A 15,299-nucleotide genomic window follows, 5' to 3' on the forward strand; every position below is an offset into this window, starting at 1 on the left:
TACTTGGTGACCTCACGGGGAATCGAACCCCGATTGCCAGGATGAGAACCTGGTGTCCTAACCGTTAGACGATGAGGCCAAATATCGAGTAGGCAAGAAATTTGCGGCTCATACAAAGCATGAGGCCATGAACGATGAAATTCGAGAAGTATACTACCACAACAGAGAGGGAATGTCGAGAAATAAATTGACTTAATTATGATAAAATGTTATAAATACATAGTTCATCAACCATCCGACAGGACCGTTGTCCTTCACAATTCGAGGTAACCATGACACTTCCTCTCGCATCCGAGCGCCTGCGCGACGAATCCGCCGCCAAGTGGCGATGGGCCTTCCTACAGTTCATCCTGCTCCTGGGCGCCCTCGCCGCCGCAGTCTGGGTGAGTCTGGACGTTACCGTCTGGATCCCCAAGGGAACCGAGCCCGATCCCGGCTTCGTTGATACGTTCGCGATCTGCGGCTGGGTCGTCGTGGCATTCATGTTGCTCCGTTCGATCCCGGCAACCATCATGGAAGCCAAGCTCCTCTACCAGCGAGCCAAGCTGGCCATCGTCAGCGAACATGCCGTTCGCAGCGGGCCAACCACCACACCACGCTAACCCGCCGATGAACAACCCCTCGGGGCAGCCCATGCGTCCGCCACCCGGCAGGCAGCACTGGAACCCTCGAGGGAAGCGCCGTGCGATAAGCATATGTACCTGGACTTTCACCGTCCATCTACCTCTATAAACTTACCGCACGTCTCCCCTCATTTTTATACACACCAGAAGCCCACGTAAATTACCCTTATCACCTTATTTGGCTTATACTGAACATCAAAGCATAAGATGTTTGTATGGTGGTAGATAGCAAAACATGAATCACGTCCCTCGTTCTTGGCTCCAACGTTTCCAGGCTAGCCTGGCTGTTTTTGACCTATTGCTCATAGGCGTCTTTGTCTACACTAGATTTCTGTCCGATGCCGTACCTCAGGCTCTGGAAGGTGGCATCCATTCCCACGGCGCAGGTATTGTGGGAGCTCCCTGGGGTGTCACGTCGCTTGTCGCTGGCCTGGCTTTGTTCCAGCTGGTCTACCTTGCCGGATTTGTCTGGTGGCTGGACAAAAAGTATCAGCTATGGCGAATACATGCGCCGAGCGTCCTCATAACCGGAATCATATTGTCGCTGTTGGTCAATGCCGACACGCCCGCACATATGCCTTACCATATACTGCTCATGATCTTTATGTTCTTGGCGGCCATGGTTGGCACGTTGGTTGTGGGCCTCACTTTCTCTCTGGCGTTCACACTCCTGATTATCGGATCCTTGGGCTCAGGGCACCTTGTTCATGATCCCAGCGGACATGTCATAGAAATGATCTTGGTCAGCCTGTCTGGTGTAGCTGGCAGCGCAGGATGGTTTGTGTTTCACAAAAAATACGTGCAGGCCGTAGATACCAAGGCGCTAGCTAGCCTGACCAACCTTATCAAGCAAGAGCGCACCACGGTCAGCCTCATACTCGAGTCAATTGCCGATGGTGTCATGGTTATCAATACCGAAGGCATTGTGCAGGTTGTCAACGCCAGCTGTGCCAAGATGCTAGGCTGGACCAAAGAAGACGCCCAAAACTTGCAGTATGAGGTTTTGCTGCAGCTCGTAAAGCCCGAGGAAAAATCAACCAACCCAACGCCTGAAGCCACACAGGAATCTCTGATAATACCCCTGAGTGCCAGCACCGGACAGCCGCAGCAACAAGTCAGCTTGGTCAAAACGCGGGACGGCCGGCAGATCTACGTAGACATCACAGCCTCGCCCATCTTCCAAGAAGAAAGGGCAGCCGCGGGCACCCTCAAAAAAGTAGTAGGTGTCATTGTGGTGCTCCGTGATGTTGACAAACAAAAGCGCGAAGAGCAACAACGCAGCGAGTTTATATCGACAGCCAGCCACGAAATGCGCACCCCCGTAGCCGCCATAGAGGGCTACTTGGCGCTAGCACTCAATGCCCAGGTCAGCCAGGTAGACGCCAAAGCTCGGAGCTTCCTGGAAAAAGCCCATGCCAGCACCGAGCACCTCGGTAAGCTATTCCAAGATCTGCTGACCAGCGCAAAAGCAGAGGACGGACGCCTGGTCAGCCATCCTCAGGCTGTAGAGATGGGAGCTTACCTAGAGCAGTTGGTCGACAGCCTACGGTTTGCAGCAGAGAAAAAAGGACTGCTTATGGACTTCACCGTAGGGGCCGGCAACGAGGCCGCCGAACTATCCACGGGTAAGGTTATAAAACCCCTATATTTTGTGCATGTTGACCCGGACCGCCTGCGCGAGGTTATCACCAATCTGTTCGACAACGCCGTCAAATACACGCCTTCGGGCAAGATCTCTGTCGGGCTAACCGGCAACCAACAGGTTGTCCAGTTTTTCATCCGCGACACTGGCCCAGGCATTCCTGCAAACGACGTCCCGCATCTGTTCCAAAAGTTCTACCGGGTAGACAACTCGGCCACCCGCACCGTCGGCGGTACCGGTCTAGGGTTATTCATTTGCCGCAAGATAGTCGAACTCTACAAGGGCCGCATCTGGGCAGAGAGCGAGCTAGGGCAGGGCAGCAGCTTCTATATAAACCTGCCTCGTATTGACAGCCAAAAAGCCTCCGAGCTCCAAACCCTCGAGGCACAAGCCCAGGCCAACACCAGTCCCCTCGACAACTCAACCCAGCACTGACCTTCAAAAACACACATGGTACAATGAAAAGGATAAGCATTACTTAGCTAAATAACAGAGGAAAAAAGCCGTATGCCAAAAATTATGCTCGTCGAAGACGACAATAACCTACGCGAAATATACGAAGCGCGTCTGCTCGCCGAAGGCTACGAGATTGTTTCCGCAAAAGACGGCGAAGAAGCGCTGGCAATGGCCGTAAAAGAAAAGCCAGATCTTATCATATCTGACGTCATGATGCCCAAAATAAGCGGCTTCGACATGCTAGATATCCTGCGTTCTACCCCAGAAACCAAGAACGCCAAGGTTATTATGATGACAGCCCTCAGCCAGGCAGAAGATAAATCTCGAGCAGACAAGCTTGGCGCAGACCGATACCTGGTAAAATCCCAGGTTACCCTAGAAGATGTCGCCAAAGTAGCCCGCGAGGTCCTGAACGGCGAAGACTCCACACCACCTGCCGCTAAACTAGTGGCCTCAGTAGACATGCCAGCCAACAATCCTCCAACGCCACCACCTGCCGCTCCAGCAGTTACACCGGTGCCCGTAACACCCGCGCCAGACCCTACGCCACCAGTAGAGCCGCCCGCCGCCGATCCTCCCATACCACCGGCGCCCTCTCCACCGGCCGAACCACCAACCCCTCCAACGCCACCCGAGCCGCCCGTAACACCGGCGGCTACTACTTCTGAGCCCCCTGTGGCAGCGCCTACGATCGATCCGGCACAAGCCCAGACCGCGGCCAGCGAAGAAAAAGCCGTAGACGACCAGATCAACCAATTTATCAACAACCTGCCTACTCAGGCACCGCCCGCAGTGACGCCCACACCTAACCCCACACCACCGGCAGAGCCCCCAGTCCCTGTCACACCACCCGAACCTACAGCCCCTACGCCACCAATAGAAAACCCATCGCCCCAGCCAGAGGAACCAACCCCAGGCCCAACAGTCCAGGCCGCAGCCGACGCCGCTAATCTGGCACACACCGTAAACGACATATTCGACAAGAAAGATACCCCGTCAGCCCCGCAAGCCGTAGACACCACCACCTCAGGCACCAGCAGTGGCGGCAGTATGTCCATTGCCGGCAAAAAAGTTATAAAGCCGCTGAACGATATCACCACTCAAGGTCCCGACCTGAACAAACTGCTCGAGAAAGAGCAACAGGCTTCTTCAGTATCTCCGCCTCCAGCCACGTCAGTAGTAGCCCCCGGCGGCGAAACTGTTACACCAGCGGCGCCCAATAAAGCCCCAGACAACCATGCCCCTGGCAATGTTATTCAACCCGGTGGCGGACCAACTGGGGTAGACCCCAACTCAATTGCGCTCTAAACTCTAGGATATGAGACTTAACAAATACCTAGCCCTCGCTACCGGTATGTCGCGTCGTGCTGCCGACACGGCTATTGCCAACGGACGAGTCAAGCTAGGAAGTCAACACGCAGAATTGGGTCAGCGTGTCCAAGAAGGCCAAACAGTCACCCTGGACGACCAACCGCTCGCCATACCAGAGCACACTACTACCATCATGCTCCATAAGCCCGTCGGTTTTGTGTGCTCACGCGACGGGCAGGGCAGCCAGACCATATACAACCTCTTGCCGCCGGACTATCAGCGCCTAAAACCAGTGGGCCGTCTAGACAAAGATTCCTCTGGTCTGCTGCTGCTTACCAACGACGGTCGACTTGCCCAGGACTTGACTCACCCCAGTCACCAAAAAACCAAAATCTACGAGGTACAGCTGAACCAAGAACCCACCAAAGCCGACCTGACCAAGCTCATGACCACCGGTGTCATGCTGGACGATGGACCCAGCTCATTCGAGGCACGAGTCATAAAGGGAAGCAGCCTAAAAGTCACCATGCACGAGGGGCGCAACCGCCAAATCCGTCGTACCTTCGCAGCCCTTGGCTACAAGGTCTTCAAGCTCCACCGAACCCACTTTGGCTCCTATGCACTGGGAGCGTTGGCTTCCGGAAAAACCACATCTGTATAACAGTTACTTCTCAGCTTCGTAACTCTGGACCAAGCTCTGTGCATGCTCCAACCAAGACCTCACTGTTCTCAGGGCCGTACGCATCTGCTCGCCGCCCGTATGGTAAGTCAGCAGATCTTGCACATCATCCCAGTGGACTAAGACCGAGTCTACCGCGTCCCAGAGGGGCGACTGACGCACCGCATCCTTCGGTACTTCTGCTGAATGATTAGCAATGACAGCAGCAGCGTCATCGTACTCTCGCTGCAACTTAATCTCGTAATCTATGGCCCTCAAGAAACTCATGCGACCTTCTTTGGCCACCGCCTCGTCCTCTGCTAGGGCTGCGTCCCGCAAGTGAGTCACTATCGATATCATGCCCGTAGCCCGTATTCGGTCTATGTCAGGCAATAGTCGGTCCAAGAACTGAGCACTCTCAGCAACTGTCGCGTTTCGATCATCGTCTTCTGGCATCTGCAGCCAAGGCTCAGCCAATTCTTTGTGCCTGTCGGGCAATTCCCGTAGCTCTACGATAAAGGGGTCGGCAGCCTCCTGGAGGGCAGCCTTGTGGGGCTCAAAGAGTTCCACCATTTTAGCATCACCAGCTTCCCAGGTATCTGCTAGCGCGTCATAGCGGGCCAGGGCTACAATCAGCTCCCTGCGGGTATCACGCAGCTTGCTATCAGTTGGTCCGGGTTTTACCCTATTTTCAAACACAACCGGAACTGCCGCGCCTATTTTACGGACAAGGGTAGTACGTCGCTGTAGATCAGCCGGCTCCCGCGACAGGGTGGGGATAGCATCTATACCAATCCTCCACTGGCTCAGTAAGCGGTCTCTGTTGAACGCCTCTACAACGTTTCTCCGGTCAAAGACACCCTTAAGACGCGACAGGCAGAAAGCAGCCATATACTCTTCGGCTATGTCTATCCGAGCCATTCCGCTTCCCCAGGCCGCCCGCATAACCCCTACGCGCTGAACAGGGTACAAATCAACCAAACTATGCAGGTCAAATGGTTCTGCCTCGGCCATATACTTTTCAAAGCGAGAGGCGACAATCTGCTGCTGCTCGCTCATATCGGTTGGCATAGTGTCATCACCCCATGACTCAAGATTTTCAAGCATATCCGTATCACCCACCAGAGCATGCCCTAAAGCAATCTGGTAGTCATAGCTCCTTGTGGTCAACCGAGCAATGCGTATAACTTCTTCCAATCTATAGTGGTGGCCAACGTAAGAAACCTGTGGCCCTGTGGCCCCTGGAACGGCTGCAGCTCGTTTGGCAGGGTTGCCAGAACGTGATTTATTCGGCTTTCTCGATTGTCCACCTTTGTTTTTGTTTATTTTTTGAGGCTGCAAGTCCTGTCTCATCCCCTCAAATCGTGGCTCCAGCTCCAAGAAGTCTACGGCGATACTGCCCAGGTACCGATCACCATCACCCAAGACGGCGCGGGTAGAGCGCACCAAGTCCAGCGACTCTTCAACGACCTTTCCCGGCATGAGCAACTCAAGGGCGCATGTCTCTACGTCCAAGGGCTCTTCCAGAGAACTTTCCAGAGCTTGTCTAGGCATAATGTCAATACTACCTAAATACTTTTCACGGTCAAAGCATAAGTAACCCGCTTTGTTTGACGCTGTTTTCTCTGTTAGGATAGATGGAGTGAAGAAATTGCCTATTGTCGCCATAGTCGGACGAGCCAACGTTGGCAAATCCAGCCTGTTTAACGCCATCCTCAACCGCCGAGAGGCTATTGTGGCGCGCGAGGCCGGTACAACGCGCGACAGTATCACGGCCAAGGCTATATACCGGGACCAACATTTCTGGCTGGTTGACACGGCCGGCATGAAAGATGCCGAAGACGAGTTCGAGTTTACCATCCAAGAGCAGATCCTCCAGGCCGCCGACAGCGCTGACATCATCTGGGTCGTCATAGAGGCCAACACTATTATTAGCGAAGAAGACCGCCGGGTCGCCAAGCTGGCGCTGAAGAGCCGCAAGCCAGTCTTTTTGGTAGTCAACAAAATAGACAAAAAACCCAAGGTTATACCCGAAGATTTTCAGCGGCTGGGCATCAAACCCATTCTACTAACCAGCACCACCCAAAACCGGGGCATCGAGGACTTGCTAGAGACTCTGGTAGCCCAGATACCCAAAGCAACCCTGCACGAGGCCGACGACCGGGTCCATCTGGCTATCCTGGGCCGCCCCAACGTTGGTAAGTCAGCTATGTTTAACTCGCTCGCCAAAAAGCAGCAGGCCATCGTGGCGGACAGGGCAGGCACCACCCGCGACGTCAACCGCGCAACTGTCCGATACCAAAGTAGAGAGATAGAAATCATGGACACCGCCGGTATCCGCCGGTCAGGCAAGATAGGCCAGGGCATAGAGCGCTTCAGTGTCGTCAGAGCCCTCGCTGCTATCGAGCAAGCCGACGTAGCCCTCATGCTCATGGATGCCAACGAGCTCAATGTTGCACTCGACCAAAAAATTGCCGGGCTCATCAAAGAGGCAGGCAAGGGGCTCATACTGGTGGTCAGCAAATGGGACAGCGTGCATAAAGACGCCTATACCCGCGACGCGCTTGCCCCGCAGATAGCCCATAACTATGCCTTTGTGCCATGGGCACCACTGATCTTTACCAGCTCTATTACCGGGCAGAATGTCACCAAGCTGTTCGACCTCGTCCTAGATATCGTCCAAAAGCGCCAGACACCCATCAAGACTACCGAACTCAACCGCTGGCTCCAACAGATTACTGACGAACACCCACCAGCCGGGCTCAAAAACCGCGCCCCCAAGCTGAACTACATAGTCCAAGAAAAAGAGAATCCCACCAACTTCAAAGTATATGGGTCGCATACCAAGTATTTGCACTGGAGCTACAAACGTTTCATGGACCGCCGACTGCGCGAGGCCTACGGGTTCGAAGGCACACCGATCCGCTTCTGGTTCTTTGAAAAACACGAGACCCACAAACACGGTCGCAGCCCCACAAAAGATTAGATCCTTTCTTTAACGCATACGCTTGCATCCCAGGCGGCGCAGTGCCAAACTTACAGGAATGGCGTTATTTCAGAGAAACCCTTTCGCGACCCGGCAAGAGCAACCCCTCTTTACCATCGGTATGAATAAAACCGTCCTGGTCGTCGGCCTTGGCAATAGTGGCAAGCAGTACGACGGTAGCCGTCATAACATTGGCTTTGCCAGCGTCGACGCCTTTGCCAACAGCCAGGAATTCGAACCTTGGACAGACAAAAAAGACCTCAAGTGTCTGCTAACCAGCAAGGTCCTGGGCGATACGCGCGTCCTTATAATCAAGCCCACAACCTTCATGAACCTCAGCGGCGAGGCCGTCCAAAAGGCCACCCACTTTTATAAAATCCCAGTCCAAGACGTCATTGTGGTGCACGACGAACTAGATGTAGCATTTGGCCAGATTCGTACCCGTGTAGGGGGCGGCTCGGCCGGCAACAACGGTATCAAGTCACTCATACAACATGTGGGCCCAGACTTCAACCGCGTACGCGTGGGTATTGGCCCCGCCCAAGACAAAATGGACAGCGCCGACTTTGTCCTAGCCAAATTCTCCAAAGAAGAAAAAGCCCATATCCCGGCTCTGACCAAAGAAGTTATCAGCATTTTGACCGAGTATATATTTAGTAATCAGCTGCCACATGACACCCGCCAAGTGATCGATATCACCCCTTAAGCACCCAGATAAAAGCGCTAGACTTATAAATAAAAAGATGGTATAGTTTTCCGGTCTGATTGTCATCCGACAGTCATCGAACATCCCAGAGAGAAGGTCAACACCGATGTTGAAGCTCTTCCGCAAGTGGTGGAAGTACCTGACGGCCAAGCTGTCCTCGTCGTTCAGCGAGAACGCGGACCCCAAGGTCCAGCTGGAACAGGCTCTCATCGAGGCCCAGGACCAGCAGCGGCGGCTGAAGGAGCAGGCGGCCAACGTCATCGCCCATCAGAAGCAGACCGAGATGCGGCTCAACCGCACCATGGACGAGCTCGAGAAGGTCAACACCAACGCCGTCCAGGCCGTCAAGATGGCCGATCAGGCTGCCGTGGCGGGTGACGAGGCCAGGGCGTCGCAGTACACCAACACCGCGCAGACCTTCGCCACCCGGCTGATCCAGCTCGAGAAGGAGGTCGCCGACCTCAAGACCATGCAGCTGCAGGCGACCGGCGCAGCCGACCAGGCCAAGAAGGCCGTCTCGCAGAACGCCATGGCCCTCCAGCAAAAGCTGGCCGAGCGTCAGAAGCTGCTGTCGCAGCTGGACCAGGCCAAGATGCAGGAAACCATGAACAAGGCCATGTCGTCGCTGTCCGAGACGGTCGGCCAAGACGTGCCCACGCTCAACGAGGTCCGCGACAAGATCGAGGCGCGCTACGCCAAGGCCAAGGGCGCCGCCGAGCTCAACGCCGACTCCGTCGAGGTCCACATGCTCGAGGTCGAGGCCGCGACCATGGACGCCGAAGCCACGACCCGTCTGGACGAGATCAAGGCCCAGCTCGGCATCGCGACCGCCCCGGTCACCGACGCCATCCCGGCGATCCCGGCGACCCAGCCGCAGGAAGCCGAGTCGGGCAACTAGTCCTTCGGGACGCCCACTCTCTACACCCAGGCCCGGGTATCATGTCATGCTGCCAGCATGATTTTGGTACCCGGGTCGTAAATTCTTTTATGGGGCCATGAGTGGCACAAACAAGAAACCTTCGTAGGTCTCAGTGTGCACCTGACCATGCTCATCTTTTATAACTTGTACCAAGGCATGCCCAATCGGCATAACCAACACTCCTGGCGCTGCCAGCTGATCTAATAACTCTTGCGGAACCTCTTGAGCCGCCGCCGATACCAAAATCCGATCGAACGGTGCCTCCTCGGGCAGGCCCATCACCCCTGACGCACACTCATGCATGTGCAAATGGGACATGTTGAACTTGGCGACGGCCTTGCGACTCTTGTCTACCAGTTCGGGGATTCGTTCCACCCCGTGGACTACGCCCTGAGGCCCCACAATATAAGCCAATAACGCCGAGGTCCACCCAGAACCCGAGCCCACATCCAGCACCTTATTGCCCGTCTCGGGCCGCAGCAGTTCCAGCATAAAGCCCACAGTGTAGGGCTGCGAGATAGTCTGGTGGTGGCCAATAGGCAGTGCCTGGTCGTAGTAGGCCTGGGCCTTATGAAAAAGCGGCACAAATTGCCGCCTGTCGATATGGACAAATGCCTCGTAAATACGAGGCGTGTGCGCCACATGATCGTTTCTGAGCCTTCGTGCGAGTGATCTGTTACTCATATCCAAAAAATATCATAAACCCCGCTTAAAAACAGCCAAAAACCTCTCACAACATGAGAGACCCCGAGCGGGTCTCTCATCGCGCGGGGAAAATGTGCTCCATTTTCTCCGGCTGCTCTTCCTGAAAACGGATAAGTACTTTTGGGAGTAAATCCCAAAAGTACTTGCTTTATCAATGGGTTTGCACAAGAGGAAAGCCCGAGAACTTGTTCCTCGGCGCGCTAGGAGGGGAAATCATCTCCTCCTAAAATTAACTAAAAAGAGCCCGCAGAGGGTGAGACATGCCTGTGGCATGTTGCAAGGGAACCTTCCGATGGCAACTTGTTGCCAATCGCGAAGTTCCGGGGTCGCGCTAGCGCGACTGGGCACCTGGCCGTAACTAAAAACGGGCCTCCGAGAGGGGGTGGGCACCACTCGAAGACCCGATTTTAGGGAACAACCGAAGTTGCTCCCAACCACCCTTCAACCCACCCCAGCGAAGCGTCGATGTCCAAAACTCCATAAAGACTCGCGCCGGCCTCGAAAGGCCATACTTGCATACTCACTTTGAAACGGGGACCCTTAGATTCTCGAAAGATCCTAAGGGGCTAGTTAAAGGGGTTAGTTTGTTTTAGAACGCCGCCCGCCGGCAAGCCAGTAAGCAACGCCAAGAATAAGTGGAGGGTAACAACTCATAATCAGCACGTTCTAAAACAATCTAACAAAACATTCTGTGTAAACACAGAACTGTTAGAATAGGGGGTATAAGGTGCGTAATTTACCATTACAGTAATTACAAATTGTCATTTTACCAAAAATATTATATTTGTCAACACCTTTTATGAAAAAAGTCAACATGGTTACGCTTGAGGAATCCGCACTTCCGGACAGGATTACCTCTGTTATACCACCACCAAAACAGCTCTATATACAGGGACCTCTAAAAAGTTTTTTGCAGGCCCCTTGTATTGCTATTGTGGGCAGTCGCCGGGTCAGTCCCTACGGTCGGGCGGTCACCCTTAGATTGGCCCAGGAACTGGCCGAACGGGGCATTGTTATTGTCAGTGGGCTGGCCATTGGCGTTGATAGCCTGGCCCACCAGGCAGCCCTGGATGCCGGGGGACGGACTATTGCCATTTTGCCGACGGCCCTCAGTAGCATCTATCCACGCAGCCATACCCACCTGGCGCAGAGCATATTACAGGCAGGCAACGTCCTGGTAAGCGAATATGCCGACGATACCCCGCCCATGAAGCACCAGTTTATTGCTCGCAATCGCCTTATTGCCGGACTGGCAGATGCCGTCCTGATACCAGAGGCAGCAGAGAAGAGTGGCAGCCTACACACCGCAGCCTTTGCGCTAGAGCAGGGCAAAACCATCCTGGCAGTACCTGGTAACATCACCAGCGAGTTATCACGGGGCACGAACAACCTGGTCAAAACAGGGGCCATTCCCGTCACGGCTGTGTCAGATATTTTCTATGCGCTTGGCATAGAACCCACCCTCAGACAACTCCGCCTCCCCGCGGACGAAACAGAGTCAATTATCTTAGACCTGCTCCAACAAGGCACAACCGATATGACCCAGCTCCAGATCCAGAGTGGACTAGACCCGGCTCTATTTAATCAAACACTCACGATGCTGGAACTAGCTGGCAAGATCCGTTCCGTGGGCGCTGGTCATTGGGCCACCACATAAAAATACACATGGCTTTATAATCATAAATATGATATAAATGCAGGCTAACGTACGTCTTACGGCTGACGTTTGTTTTTTTGATAGATGTATGAGAAGCGTTTCTTCGGTGAGACGGTTTATTTGGGATAGGACAGCAGCAGTCAATGCTGTGCTATCCCAAATAAACCCGTCTTGTGCTCCGTGCACCATCGAAAGGAATGCCCGTGTCTTCTGCCCCCGTCACCAGCTTTCCCCAAGAGCTCCGCCGGGTCCGACCCATTGTCTGGATCGGGTCCGCGCTCGTCTGCTTCTTCCTCGGCGTGGGACTCACCCTGTGGGTGACCCATAACGACAGGATCGAGGTCGACAAAATCAGCACCGTGGTCTACAGCCATGGACCGGCCGAACGCGCCAGTTACATCGCCGAATTCACGGTGACCGACTGCTACCCTGCGGATGCCGATTTCAGCGGACCCACCTGGAGCGCAACCCAGACCGAGTTGTCCAGGAACTATCCCTCCGCACGTTTCGACTTCCACGGTGGTGACCCCAAGGGATTCGTCACCGTTAGGCTCGACCTGGACGGCTTCAAGGAAAGTCCGGAGCTTCGATTGGTCGCCAACGACATCCACCGTGTCTTGCACAGCAAGCACGCCTGCGAGCCCCCGAAGTCCTGATCTCCCAGATCTCAGTCCCTCAAAAACCTCGAAAGGGGGGAAACAACATGGGTTACGTCATCGGTGTCATCGTGGTCGCAGCTGCTGCGGCCTTCGGCTGGAACAAGTACAAGCAGAGCCGCTCGGCCTAGTCGCCGGCGTAGGTCTTCGGTGGTAGCCGGCTCGTTCGTGCCTTTGGCGCAACAGCCGGCTGCCACCAGGCCGCCCCTTCATACATCATCAAACTTTTACAGGCTCCTGGCAGTCAGCGACCACACAGACCGCACCCTTGGTGCATTCTTTAATACCTCCTGCCAGTCCTGTACCCGCTTCTATGAATGTGCGATACCTTTCGCAAAACTCATACTGATGAGTCCAAGAGGACGAAAAGCGAGTACAATTTGATATATGGAAACCAAAACAATGGTCTGGATTGGCCTAGGTGTCGGCAGTACCGTAGGGGGCTTGCTGGGTACCATGCTAGACCATGGAAACTTTCTAGGCCTGTGGTCACTAGCCCTTGGCACCCTGGGTTCACTTATAGGCATCTGGGCCGGTTTCAAACTGGCTAATATGTAAACGGAATTTGCTTTTACATACCGTAACGTAGTAGTGTTACTTGCTGTAACTCAAATAATCAGTACACTAAGCGTAAGCACATGGCAAAAAATCTCGTTATTGTAGAAAGTCCGGCCAAGGCCAAGACCATAGAGAAATATCTTGGCAAGGATTACTCGGTCAAAAGCAGCTTTGGACACATCCGTGACCTGCCTAAAAAAGGCATGTCTATAGATATTGCCAAAAATTTTGCACCCACCTACGAAATCAGTCCAGAAAAGAAGAAGGTCGTTGCCGAACTCAAAAAAGCCCTCAAAGGCGCCGAAGTCTGGCTGGCAAGCGACGAAGACCGCGAAGGGGAGGCTATAGCCTGGCATTTATGCGAGGCTCTCAAACTAGACCCCAAGAAAACCAAACGCATTGTCTTCCACGAAATTACCAAGTCCGCCATAGAGGCAGCCATAGAAAACCCCCGCACCGTAGACATGAATCTAGTAGACGCTCAGCAAGCTCGACGCATCCTAGACCGTCTAGTAGGGTACGAACTCAGCCCCGTCCTCTGGAAAAAGGTCCGTCCGGGCCTCAGTGCTGGTCGCGTCCAGTCGGTAGCCGTCCGCCTCATTGTCGAGCGCGAGCGCGAGATAAAAGACTTCCAGACACAGAGCAGCTTCAAGGTTACTGCCACATTCCATACCCCAGAGAAAGCCGAGCTACCGGCAGAATTAACAGATAAGATCGTAGACGAAGAGAAGGCCGAAGCCTTCCTGCAAGCCTGCGCAGGCGCTACCTTTACCGTCAAAGACGTCGCCACCAAACCCGGCACGCGCAACCCGGGCGCCCCCTTTACTACCTCTGTCCTACAGCAAGAAGCCGCCCGTCGCTTGGGCTATAGCGTCAAACAAACCATGACTCTAGCTCAGCGTTTATACGAAAACGGTCATATCACTTACATGCGTACCGACAGTACCATCCTGTCCGGCCTGGCTATAAAGGCAGCCGAAGACTACATCACCAAAGAATACGGTGCCCAGTATCATCAGGTTCGCCAATACAAGACCAAAGACAAGGCCGCCCAAGAGGCCCACGAAGCCATTCGCCCCACAGACTTCCGCAAGGTAGCCGCTGGCGATGATCCCCAGCAAAAGAAGCTATACGACCTTATCTGGCGCCGCGCCCTGGCTAGCCAAATGGCCCCCGCCCAGATAGACCGCACCGAAATACTTATAGATGTCAGCGACCGCACAGAACAATTCTTGGGCAAAGGCGAGATCGTCAAATTCGACGGTTGGTTCAAGGTGTACGGCGGCGGCAAAGAAGATGTCCTGTTGCCACCAGTACAAGTAGGCGAGAAGCTAGCGCTGCAAGCCGCAGAGGCCCATCAGACCTTTAGCCGCCCGCCAGCCCGCTATGGCGAGGCCGGCCTGGTGCGCAAGCTCGAAGAGCTGGGCATCGGTCGCCCAAGCACCTACGCGCCAACCATCAGCACCATCCAGACCCGTGGCTACGTAGAAAAGGGCGACTTGCAGGGAGAAGAACGGACAGTAGTACACCTAGCACTCCTGAAAGGCGCCGTCCTGCGCGACGAACAAACAGAGGTACATGGGGCAGATCGCAGCAAACTCACTCCCACCTCTGCGGCAGATGTAACTACCGACTTCTTGGTTAGGCACTTCGCTTCAGTTGTCGACTATGATTTTACTGCCACCGTCGAAGAAGACTTTGACGCCATTGCTGACGGCAAGCGCAAATGGGAAGACATGCTCAAAGAGTTTTATAAAGATTTCCACGCCCTCGTGAAAGAAGGCGAGAACGTCAGCCGCGAAGAAACTTCTCAGGCACGCGTACTTGGCCCAGACCCCAAGAGCAGCAAGCCTATTATCGCTCGTTATGGCCGCTTTGGACCAATGCTCCAACGGGGAGAAACCGAAAGCGAAGAAAAACCAGACTTTGCACCGCTTCCAGAAGGCGTAGACCTAGAGGACGTCACATTAGAGCAAGCACTCGAGATGTTCAAGCTTCCACGCACCGTCGGCACGACAGAGCAGGGCGAGGAGATAAAATCCAACATCGGCCGCTACGGCCCGTATATCCAGATAGGCAAGCTGTTTGTGTCCATCAAAGGTCACGACCCTATGAAGATTACCGAGGAAGAAGCCCGAGAACTATACGCTGCCAAGCTCAAACAAGAGGCAGAGAGGCACATAGCCGACTTCGGCAAGATCAAGATACTGAACGGCCCCTATGGTCCGTACGTAACAGATGGCACGAAGAACGCCCGTATCCCCAAAGAAACAGACGCCACAAAGCTAACAGAGACAGACGCCAAAAAAATACTGGACGAAGCACCCGCCAAAAAGCGCTTCGGCAAGCGTGCCGCTAAGAAGTAAAATCATTGACTTTTAGCTAATTTTATACTATAATACACTTGAGTGATTTTCCACAC

13 protein-coding genes and 1 tRNA gene are annotated in these 15,299 nt (G+C 54.2%); 11 read left to right on the forward strand and 3 right to left on the reverse strand.

From position 1 onward, the window contains the following. Window positions 1–4: 4 nt before the first annotated feature. Window positions 5–79, reverse strand: a tRNA-Glu gene (locus tag VK694_06815). A 193-nt stretch (window positions 80–272) separates the two neighbouring features. Between VK694_06815 and VK694_06820 the strand changes: the two genes are divergently transcribed. From VK694_06820 to VK694_06835, 4 genes are all read left to right on the forward strand, one after another. Then, complete coding sequence (locus tag VK694_06820) at window positions 273–602, forward strand: hypothetical protein (protein HTE58429.1); 330 nt, start codon at window positions 273–275, stop codon at window positions 600–602. 256 nt (window positions 603–858) lie between these two features. Further along, window positions 859–2,700: an ATP-binding protein gene (locus VK694_06825; protein HTE58430.1), complete on the forward strand. Its 1,842-nt coding sequence runs from the start codon at window positions 859–861 to the stop codon at window positions 2,698–2,700. A 72-nt stretch (window positions 2,701–2,772) separates the two neighbouring features. Then, window positions 2,773–4,029, forward strand: a complete 1,257-nt coding sequence (locus VK694_06830) for a response regulator (protein HTE58431.1) — start codon at window positions 2,773–2,775, stop codon at window positions 4,027–4,029. 10 nt (window positions 4,030–4,039) lie between these two features. Then, on the forward strand, window positions 4,040–4,693 hold the full coding sequence (locus VK694_06835; protein HTE58432.1) for a pseudouridine synthase: 654 nt from the start codon (window positions 4,040–4,042) through the stop codon (window positions 4,691–4,693). A gap of 3 nt (window positions 4,694–4,696) precedes the next feature. Here VK694_06835 and VK694_06840 read toward each other — a convergent pair whose 3' ends face one another. After that, entirely contained in the window at window positions 4,697–6,244 is a 1,548-nt protein-coding gene (locus VK694_06840) for a hypothetical protein (protein HTE58433.1), read from the reverse strand. 88 nt (window positions 6,245–6,332) lie between these two features. On the opposite strand from VK694_06840, the gene der reads away from it, so the two are divergent. From der to VK694_06855, 3 genes are all read left to right on the forward strand, one after another. After that, on the forward strand, window positions 6,333–7,676 hold the full coding sequence (gene der / locus VK694_06845) for a ribosome biogenesis GTPase Der (GenBank protein HTE58434.1): 1,344 nt from the start codon (window positions 6,333–6,335) through the stop codon (window positions 7,674–7,676). Window positions 7,677–7,797: 121 nt separating this feature from the next. Next, window positions 7,798–8,382 carry an aminoacyl-tRNA hydrolase gene (gene pth / locus VK694_06850; protein ID HTE58435.1) on the forward strand — a complete coding sequence of 195 codons (585 nt, stop codon included), beginning with the start codon at window positions 7,798–7,800 and terminating at the stop codon, window positions 8,380–8,382. A 106-nt stretch (window positions 8,383–8,488) separates the two neighbouring features. Next, window positions 8,489–9,280, forward strand: a complete 792-nt coding sequence (locus VK694_06855; GenBank protein ID HTE58436.1) for a PspA/IM30 family protein — start codon at window positions 8,489–8,491, stop codon at window positions 9,278–9,280. An 87-nt stretch (window positions 9,281–9,367) separates the two neighbouring features. Here the strand turns inward: VK694_06855 and VK694_06860 are convergent, their stop codons facing one another. Further along, window positions 9,368–9,985, reverse strand: coding sequence for a protein-L-isoaspartate(D-aspartate) O-methyltransferase (locus VK694_06860; GenBank protein ID HTE58437.1), 618 nt, complete (start codon window positions 9,983–9,985; stop codon window positions 9,368–9,370). 820 nt (window positions 9,986–10,805) lie between these two features. On the opposite strand from VK694_06860, the gene dprA reads away from it, so the two are divergent. The 4 genes from dprA (at window position 10,806) to topA (ending at window position 15,243) form a co-directional block, all read left to right on the forward strand. Continuing rightward, window positions 10,806–11,663: a DNA-processing protein DprA gene (dprA, locus tag VK694_06865; GenBank protein HTE58438.1), complete on the forward strand. Its 858-nt coding sequence runs from the start codon at window positions 10,806–10,808 to the stop codon at window positions 11,661–11,663. 203 nt (window positions 11,664–11,866) lie between these two features. Continuing rightward, window positions 11,867–12,319 (forward strand): hypothetical protein, encoded by a 453-nt coding sequence (locus VK694_06870; protein HTE58439.1) that lies wholly within the window; start codon window positions 11,867–11,869, stop codon window positions 12,317–12,319. 387 nt (window positions 12,320–12,706) lie between these two features. Next, window positions 12,707–12,877 carry a hypothetical protein gene (locus VK694_06875; protein HTE58440.1) on the forward strand — a complete coding sequence of 57 codons (171 nt, stop codon included), beginning with the start codon at window positions 12,707–12,709 and terminating at the stop codon, window positions 12,875–12,877. Window positions 12,878–12,957: 80 nt separating this feature from the next. Then, window positions 12,958–15,243: a type I DNA topoisomerase gene (gene topA, locus VK694_06880; GenBank protein ID HTE58441.1), complete on the forward strand. Its 2,286-nt coding sequence runs from the start codon at window positions 12,958–12,960 to the stop codon at window positions 15,241–15,243. The last annotated feature ends 56 nt before the right edge of the window (window positions 15,244–15,299 follow it).

This window comes from Verrucomicrobiia bacterium (assembly GCA_035489575.1).
Classification (GTDB): Bacteria; Patescibacteriota; Saccharimonadia; order Saccharimonadales; family JAGQNK01; genus DATHJY01.

Bases quoted from the DNA above. Each gene is read 5' to 3' on its own strand.
- VK694_06820 (HTE58429.1), top strand. From the start codon at position 273: ATGACACTTCCTCTCGCATCCGAGCGCCTGCGCGACGAATCCGCCGCC.
- VK694_06825 (HTE58430.1), top strand. From the start codon at position 859: ATGAATCACGTCCCTCGTTCTTGGCTCCAACGTTTCCAGGCTAGCCTG.
- VK694_06830 (HTE58431.1), top strand. From the start codon at position 2,773: ATGCCAAAAATTATGCTCGTCGAAGACGACAATAACCTACGCGAAATA.
- VK694_06835 (HTE58432.1), top strand. From the start codon at position 4,040: ATGAGACTTAACAAATACCTAGCCCTCGCTACCGGTATGTCGCGTCGT.
- VK694_06840 (HTE58433.1), bottom strand. From the start codon at position 6,244: ATGCCTAGACAAGCTCTGGAAAGTTCTCTGGAAGAGCCCTTGGACGTA.
- pth (HTE58435.1), top strand. From the start codon at position 7,798: ATGAATAAAACCGTCCTGGTCGTCGGCCTTGGCAATAGTGGCAAGCAG.
- VK694_06855 (HTE58436.1), top strand. From the start codon at position 8,489: ATGTTGAAGCTCTTCCGCAAGTGGTGGAAGTACCTGACGGCCAAGCTG.
- VK694_06860 (HTE58437.1), bottom strand. From the start codon at position 9,985: ATGAGTAACAGATCACTCGCACGAAGGCTCAGAAACGATCATGTGGCG.
- dprA (HTE58438.1), top strand. From the start codon at position 10,806: ATGAAAAAAGTCAACATGGTTACGCTTGAGGAATCCGCACTTCCGGAC.
- VK694_06875 (HTE58440.1), top strand. From the start codon at position 12,707: ATGGAAACCAAAACAATGGTCTGGATTGGCCTAGGTGTCGGCAGTACC.
- topA (HTE58441.1), top strand. From the start codon at position 12,958: ATGGCAAAAAATCTCGTTATTGTAGAAAGTCCGGCCAAGGCCAAGACC.